The following is a 7,687-nucleotide window of genomic DNA, read 5'->3' on the forward strand; positions in this document are numbered from 1 at the left end:
GTGTTCGACCGGTGCGTGGCGGGGGGGGGGGGGGGGGGCACGCGGCGGGGGGGGGGGGACCCCCGCAACGATATGCCCCACGGACCGCGCGCGCCCGCGCCGGGCGGCCCGCGCGGATTAGAGGGGGGGGGGCGGGCGGCCCCGGGGGGCGCGGGGGGGGGGGGGGGTCGTTGGTGGGGCGGGGGTCCCCCCCCCCCGGGCGCGGGCCCCCCGCCGGCCCCCCCGCCACGCACCGGTCGAACACCTCCGCGAGCGTCGAGACGGTGTCCAGGCCCGGACGCGCGTCGAATACGATCCGCCGCTCGTCGTCCGACAGCAGATCGAGATCGCGCAGTCGCAGCGCCGGGTCCGCGCCGACGAAACGTTCGAGGTAGGAGACGAATCGGCGATGGTGGGCGTCGAGTTCGTCCTGCGTGTAGAGATTCGGATTGCCGTGGAACTCGATCGACAGCGGCGCGTCGGCGCCGCTCTGTACCAGATTGACCTGCAAATCCTCCAGCAGTCCCGAACGCAGGATGTGGTACGTGCCGGTGGCCTCGCCCAATTCGATGTCGGCGTCGAAGAACACGATATTGACGATCGGGCCGAACGTGGACCCGCGGCCGAGCGCGGCGCTTCCGCTCAGCGCCTCGTCGCGCCGGATGTCCTCGTAGCGGTAGCGCTGATGCCGCAGCGCCCCCGTCAGCTCGCGGTTCGCGGCCGCGACCACCTCGGCCACCGAGGTCCGCGCGTCGACGCGCAGCCGGATCGGCAGCAGGTTGGCCAGCATTCCGGCGGAATTCTTCAGCTTGGCCGTGGTGCGCGCCGCGACCGGCAGGCTCAGCGCGATGTCACCGGAATCGGTCATGCGGGCCAGGTAACTTCCCAGCGCCGCGACCACCAGCTGCGCCGCGCTCGCGCCGTACTCGACGGCCGCCGCGCGCAGCAGCTCGGCGATCGCGCCCGACAGCTGGGTCGTCGACACCAGGTCGTGGGGTGCGGGGTCGGCGGTGCGGCCCGCCAGGCTCACCGGGTCCGGCAGTCCGGCAGTGCGTTCGGCCCAGTAGTCGCGGTCCTTGCCGAACCGCTCGGAGGACCGGTAGGCCTGTTCGTCGGCGTGGATCTGCCGCAGCGTCGCGGCCCGCAGCGGCGCCGGCTCCCGGCCCGCGAGCAGGGCGTTGTATCGCTCGGCGATGCGCGAACTGAGCGTGAGCCCGCCGTAGCCGTCGATCGCGACGTGGTGGATGCGCGAATACCAGTAGTAGTGGCGCTCGCCCAGCCGCAGCAGCCTGGTCTCGGCGAGGGTGTCACGCTGCAGATCCACCGGCGCGGCGCAGTCCGCGTGCATCCACTCCAGCGCCGCGGCCTCGGGATCGGCGTGATCGCCGAAGTCGACCACGCGTCCGTCGTACTCCTGATCGGGGTCGACGCGCTGGTAGGGCGTGCCGTCCACCTCGACGATGCGCAGGTAGCCCGAGCCCAGCTCCAGGCCCGCGGCCTGCACCGCCTCGGCGAAGGCCGCGGCGTCCACCTCGCCCCGGATATCCACGTACTGCGCGATGTTTATCGGCATTCCATCGGACACCTTGTCCGCGAACCAGACGCCGTATTGCGCGGTCGACAACGGGATCAGATCCGGGGAAAGATCGAACCGGCTCAATTCCACAGTCATTCTCGAACTCCTTGCCAGGCCGGCGTTATCGCCGATATGCACGCAGAGTTCGACGCAGAATTGTCGAACTCACAAAAGTGTCGGTCGTCCGACCAACAAAATGAATAGAACGCGACCCGCGGCCGCGATATGCGTCAGTCGAGCAGTTCCGGCATCCGGTCGGCATCCATCGCGGCGGCCAGGCTCGCCGGACGCATGTCGGTCCAGTGCCGCTCGATGTAGTCGATACAGTCCTGACGTGCTGCGACACCGAACACCGCGGTCCACCCCGCGGGGATATCGGCGAATTCCGGCCACAGCGAGTGCTGCCCTTGGTCATTCACCAGAACCGAGAAGACGGCTTCGTCGTCGTCGAAAGGATTGGTCATGCTGGGCCTCCCCACCCGCGTGCGTATTCCAACCGTTCCGACATTAGGCATCGATCCGGACACTGGCAATAGCCCGAAAACCTAGGCCCCTAAAAACGGGGGGTCGGTTCCATATCGAAGCAACCGTTCGGCATGAGTAATTCGACGGGCCGCATCGGTGAATACGCGAAAATTGCCGCCGCGCGGCCCGGACCAGCACACTCGGCCCGAGCGCGACGCGACCCCGCTCCTGCGCCGAAAACGGACATTTGCGTCGACAGGTCCCGGCGCGGGCCGTAGTATCCGGCGCGGTAGCTGATTACCGACAGCCGCAGAGGACATGCGTGGGAACGAGCCCGGTCTACCGTAACGCCACCGTCTACGAGCTGCTCATGCGCGGCTTGTACGGACGGCACTACCGGTCCCGCTATCGCGCGATAGCGGACCTGATCCCGGACGGCGCCGAGGTGATGGACGTGTGCTGCGGTCCGGCCACGCTCTACACCCGCTATCTGCGCGGGCGCACGGGCAGCTACACCGGACTGGATCTCAACAGCCGGTTCATCGCCCGGCTCGAGGACGCGGGCGGGCGCGGCACGGTGTGGGATGTCGATGCCGATGTCCCGCTTCCTGCCGCGGATCATGTGGTGATGCAGGCGAGTCTCTACCAGTTCCTGCCCGAGCCGGCGCCCGTGCTGGACCGGATGCTGGCCGCCGCGCGCGAGCGGGTGATCGTGTCCGAGCCGATCCGCAACCTGGCGTCGAGCAACAATCGCGTCGTGGCGGCGGCCGCGCGCCGCTACACCGACGCCGGCGCGGGCGCGCGCGACCACCGTTTCACCGAACAGACGCTGGAGGAACTGTTCGGCCGCTACGAGTCCCGGATTCTGCGCCGGTCGCTGATCGCGGGCGGCCGCGAGAAGCTGTTCGTCCTCGCGGCATGACCGCGTCCGGGCATGTCCTGCCGATCGCCGGCACCGGCGGTAGGGTGAGGAACTCGTGACGGACAGTACGGTGTCGGAGGTGACGCCGGCCGAACCCGCGGGGGCCACACGGGGTTCCGCGCGGCGGGCGGTCTACGGGTGGGCGGCGGTCACGGTCGTCGGCGTCGTCGCGGGGTACGCCGCGGTGCTGCTGGCCAACGTCCGCCACTTCTACACCGACGACACCGAATCCCAATACACCGGACTGTGGGTCGCCCTCGGGCGGGCCATGCGCAACGGTCAGTTCCCGGTGCTGTGGCCGGACCGGTGGATGTCGGGCAACAACACCATCGACGATGCGGGCCTGTTCAATCCGCCGCAGCTGCTGATCGATCTGCTCGCGCCCTCGATGGACAATCTGGCGCTGTACGCGACGATCGTCAAACTCGTCTTCTCGATCATCGCCGCCCTCGGCGTCTACCGGATCTGCCTGGCCTACGGCGGCCGCCCGGCGTGGTCGGCGGCGGCGGGCATCGCGTTCCCGCTCTCGGGCTTCTTCCTGTTCTTCGACGAGGCCAGCTGGATGACCGCGCTCACCGGCACGGCGTGGCTGGTGCACGCCTGGGCGGCGGCGGTGCGCTACACCCGCGGCCGGGCGGGGCCGATCCCGGTCTTCGTGTTCCTGTACCTGACCATCTCCACGCAGTACATCTTCCCGGCCGTCGAAGCGGCGCTGATGCTGGTCGCCGTCGCCGTCGGGGAGATCGTGTACCGCCGCGCATGGAAACCGGTGCTGCGTCTCGCGCTCGTCTCGGCCTGTGCCGGACTCGCCGGGCTGCTCACCTTCCTGCCGAGCATGCTGGCGGCGAAGGTGACCTGGCGCGGCACCTCCCAGATACTCAACGACCAGTTCCTCACCATCCCCTGGTCGGAGTCGCTCAACGCCAGTCTGCCCAGCACCCTGCCCGCCTTCACGTCCTGGTGGGGCTACATCCAGCCGATGCCGGTCACCTACATCGCCTGGTTCCTGATCCCGGCCCTGGCCTTCATCGACTGGCGCCGGGCGCGTACGGCGTGGCGGGAACTGTCCGCGGTCACGCTGTTCTCGGTCATCATGCTGATGTGGACGGCGGGGCCGGGCACCATCGGTCCGCTGCGCTGGCCGGTGCGGGTACTGCCGATGCTGGCGATCGGACTGCTGGTGCTGGCCGGAGTGCTGCTCGGCCGCTTCGGCACCGTCCGGGATCGGCGCTCGCGCGGTGTCGCCGCCGCGGTGCTGATCCTCGCGCTGTGGGTGCGGTCGTTCTCCGCCGATCCGCACAATGTGGTCCGGCACATCGCCGCCGCGGTGGCGATCGCCGCCGTGGGCGCGGCCGTGGTGTGGCTCGGAGTGCGCCGGGGCACCGCCGCGGCCGTGGCGCTGACCATCGTCGCGATGTTCCCGATCGCCTACTACCAGGTCCAGGCCGCCCAGCCGACCCCGATGCCGTGGAATCTGCCCGCCAACCGGGCCGAAGCACGGGCGGTGTTCCCCGACTTCACCGGCACCACGTTGCAGCTGGGCGAGCGGGGCTTGCTGCAACCGGGCGAGAAGAATCTCGAAGGTGCCTACGGCGCACTGGTTTTCGGCAACTACGCCGAGGACATGGAGCTGAAATACGTCAACGGGTACACCCCGACCGGGCACTACTATTTCGGCGAGATGCTGTGTATGCGCTGGGATTCCAGCGTCTGCCCCGACGCCTACCGCCGCATGTTCGCCCCCGAACCGAGCACCGGGCGACCCCTGGTCGATCTGATGCTCGTCGACCGGATCGTGTTGCAGCGGGCACTGTTTCCCGACGCCCGGAGCCAGCCCGCACCCGAGGGCTGGAAGTGGGTCGACTATCCGGGCCACGAACGCTACATCGACGTGCTGGAACGGTCCGGCGGGCCGGTGTCCGCGGTGAACGGCCGCGTCGCCGACGCCCGGAACGTCACCGCCGCTTCGATTTCCGAGTCGGACACGACCAGTCGCGTGCGCGTCACCTCCGACACCGGCGGCCGGGTGGTCTTCGCGCGCCTGGGCTGGCCCGGTTACCGCGTCACTCTCGACGGTAAGCCACTGCCGTTCACCACGGTGGCGAAATCCTTTGTCGCCGTGGATATCCCCGCCGGTACCCGGGACGCCGAGCTGAATCTCACCTGGCGCCCGCCCGGCTGGAAGATCGGCGCCGCGGCCCTGGCCGCGGGAGTGATCGGCACGGGCCTGCTGCAGTGGCTGTATCTCCGCGGCCGCCGCGCGGACGAACCGGACGGCGAACTCGGCGCGACCGACCGCGAACTGGCCGATATCGTCGCGGCCGCCCGAGACCCGCGCGAATAGAATCCGCCGGAGTGGCGCCCTCCCTCATCGCGAGCGCCACCGGCCGCTGTCAGGATCGCAGGACCCCATGTCCGGCAACAGGGTTGCGGTCAGGCCGAGCGGAATCGATCGACGGTCAGCGGGCCCGATCGCTATTCCGCCAGCGCGTCCAGCGTCCGGCGGACCTGGGCGCGGGCGATCGCATCCAGTTCGGCGTCGCTGACCATCGGCAGCGCCCCCTGTTCGCGATTCAGATTCAGCGCTACCCGCACCGAGACGTTGGCGTCCCGCACACAGACGACGTAGGTCGTTCTGGTGACGAGGTCGCCTTCGATTTCGGAGTGCCAGTAGCCCTGGGCGCCGATCCCGGTGACCTCACCCGACGCCGATCTCGCTCCGGTGGTGACGACATCGCTGTGCTGCCAGTGATCGTAGAAGGGCGGCGCGGCGCCGCTGGTGAACTCGGCCTCGACTCGCATCCCGGCTTTGTTCAGCGACTCGGTGGAACTCGTGTAGCCGACAACGCAACGCAGCCCGCCCGCGCCGTACACCGACGGCCGGGTCTCCGCGTGCTCGGGCTCACCCTTCGGCACGGCGGACCACTTGGTCAGCGGCGAGGCATCGACGGAATCGCACGCGTTGGTGACCCTGTCCATCGAATAGGTGCGGGGCGCGGCGACCGGACTCGGCGCCACGCCGCCGGACCCGCTGTCACCGCCGATCCGGATGCCCACGGCCACACCGATACCCAGCACGACCACCATCCCGGCGATCGCGGCGACGATCAGCACCGTCCAGCGGCGACGAGGTGCCATGCTCAGCGCTTCAGCGCGACCGCGCCGTAGAGCGACACCTGCTTGTCGTGGCTCGGTGGATGCTCGATCCCCTCGCTGCGCCAGCGGTGGATCACCTCGACACCGGGTTCGACCAGTTCCAGCCCGTCGAAGAACCGCGCCACCTCGGCCCGCGTGCGCGGCTGCACCGGAATCCCGCGGTCCACGTAGACCTGCAACAGGCGCGCCATGCCGTCGGGATCGTCGGGGCCGTCGTCGAATTCGGTCGTCACATGCGACATCGCCAGGTAGGAGCCGGGCGCCAGCGGCTCCATCAGCGTCCGCACGATCTCGTATACGTCGCCGGGCACGAAGTGCAGCAGCGCCATCAGCGACACCGCCACCGGTTGCGAAAGATCCAGTGTCGCATCCAGTTCCGGCGCGGCGAGAATGGCCGCCGGGTCGGCGGCGTCGGCCTGCACGTAGGCCGTGCGGCCCTCGCGCGTACTCACCAGCAGCGCCCGCGCGTGGGCGAGCACGATCGGGTCGTTGTCGACGTAGACGACGCGGGATTCCGGCGCCACTTCCTGTGCGACCTGATGCAGATTCGGCGCGGTCGGGATACCGGTGCCGATGTCGAGGAACTGGCGGATGCCCTGCCCGGTCAGATAGCGCGTGACATGCCGCATGAACTCACGATTGGTGCGCGCGGTCACCCGGACCGCCGGAAACTGTTGTAAGGCCTGCTCCGCCGCGTCCCGATCGGCCTCGTAGTTGTCCTTGCCGCCGAGGAAGTAGTCATACATCCGGGCCGAGTGCGGCACGCCGGTGCGCAGGTCGATCTGACCGTCGGGCACGGCAAAGCCTCCTAGTACGTTGACATCCGAAAGATCCGTCCCCTGGAGGTATACCGCATCGGCCCGCAACCCGCGCCGGTCCGGCGCGACGCCCGTCCCGGTCTCCCGGGGAGTGGAGAAAGATCAACCACTCGACGTGGCGCAGCCGACACGCCGAATGACGTTCAGAGCTGGGAAGGTTCGGGTCCGCGGCAGGCTAGATTCTGCGCATGATCGCACGCAGAACGATTCGAGGGTTTGTCGTCGCATCATCGTCCGCCGCCGTCCTCGCCGTCCCGGGTCTGGCCGGGGCGACCATCGTCGCGCCCAGCAGCGCGGCGCTGACCGTGTCCGGCACCACGGTCACCGCGACCCTGAGCCGGATCAGCACCGATCTGCCCGGCGGCACCGTGCAGTGCACGCTGCTGGTCGACGGTGACCAGCAACAGAATTCGCTGTCCACGCGCGAAGTCGCACCGGCAGACTTCACCCTGGACCGCGAGGTGACCGAGGGCGACCACCTCGCCCTCACCTACTGCGCCGACTTCCCCGCCGGCTCCGACACGCCCAGTTCCTACCCCACCCTGGCCTGCGCCAAGATCTCCGTCCCGGCCGGAACCGCCGAAGCCCTGCCCGCCGACCGCTGCTACCTGCCCAGCTGACCCTTATCCAGGAAATCCGTCACACCGCGTCGAAGTACTCGATCTTCGGGGCGGGGGGGCGGCGGCGGGGGCGATGCCGGCGAAGGTGATCCAGTAGCGGTCCGCGGAGTAGCAGCGGCAATTCGCGTCGATCTGCTGTGCGGTGCCGGTC

Annotated in this window: 7 protein-coding genes; 3 read left to right on the forward strand and 4 right to left on the reverse strand. The window is 69.3% G+C overall.

All coding sequences use genetic code 11. The features are described from left to right. The coding region (locus QH470_RS16655) for a condensation domain-containing protein (RefSeq protein WP_280273278.1) at window positions 1-1,651 on the reverse strand (1,651 nt) is incomplete at its 3' end. A gap of 134 nt (window positions 1,652-1,785) precedes the next feature. Then, entirely contained in the window at window positions 1,786-2,019 is a 234-nt protein-coding gene (locus QH470_RS16660) for an MbtH family protein (RefSeq protein WP_280273279.1), read from the reverse strand. A gap of 323 nt (window positions 2,020-2,342) precedes the next feature. Between QH470_RS16660 and QH470_RS16665 the strand changes: the two genes are divergently transcribed. Further along, window positions 2,343-2,942 carry a class I SAM-dependent methyltransferase gene (locus QH470_RS16665; protein ID WP_280273280.1) on the forward strand — a complete coding sequence of 200 codons (600 nt, stop codon included), beginning with the start codon at window positions 2,343-2,345 and terminating at the stop codon, window positions 2,940-2,942. 55 nt (window positions 2,943-2,997) lie between these two features. Further along, window positions 2,998-5,286: a glycosyltransferase family protein gene (locus tag QH470_RS16670; protein WP_280273281.1), complete on the forward strand. Its 2,289-nt coding sequence runs from the start codon at window positions 2,998-3,000 to the stop codon at window positions 5,284-5,286. Window positions 5,287-5,417: 131 nt separating this feature from the next. Here the strand turns inward: QH470_RS16670 and QH470_RS16675 are convergent, their stop codons facing one another. Together QH470_RS16675 and QH470_RS16680 are read right to left on the reverse strand one after the other, a co-directional pair. Further along, window positions 5,418-6,080, reverse strand: coding sequence for a hypothetical protein (locus tag QH470_RS16675; protein ID WP_280273282.1), 663 nt, complete (start codon window positions 6,078-6,080; stop codon window positions 5,418-5,420). A gap of 2 nt (window positions 6,081-6,082) precedes the next feature. Further along, window positions 6,083-6,895 (reverse strand): SAM-dependent methyltransferase, encoded by an 813-nt coding sequence (locus QH470_RS16680; protein WP_280273283.1) that lies wholly within the window; start codon window positions 6,893-6,895, stop codon window positions 6,083-6,085. A 209-nt stretch (window positions 6,896-7,104) separates the two neighbouring features. On the opposite strand from QH470_RS16680, the gene QH470_RS16685 reads away from it, so the two are divergent. Then, window positions 7,105-7,536, forward strand: coding sequence for a hypothetical protein (locus QH470_RS16685; RefSeq protein ID WP_280273284.1), 432 nt, complete (start codon window positions 7,105-7,107; stop codon window positions 7,534-7,536). Window positions 7,537-7,687 lie beyond the last annotated feature (151 nt).

It is taken from the genome of Nocardia wallacei, assembly GCF_029868745.1.
GTDB lineage: Bacteria > Actinomycetota > Actinomycetes > Mycobacteriales > Mycobacteriaceae > Nocardia > Nocardia wallacei_B.

Bases quoted from the DNA above. Each gene is read 5' to 3' on its own strand.
- QH470_RS16660 (WP_280273279.1), bottom strand. From the start codon at position 2,019: ATGACCAATCCTTTCGACGACGACGAAGCCGTCTTCTCGGTTCTGGTG.
- QH470_RS16675 (WP_280273282.1), bottom strand. From the start codon at position 6,080: ATGGCACCTCGTCGCCGCTGGACGGTGCTGATCGTCGCCGCGATCGCC.
- QH470_RS16685 (WP_280273284.1), top strand. From the start codon at position 7,105: ATGATCGCACGCAGAACGATTCGAGGGTTTGTCGTCGCATCATCGTCC.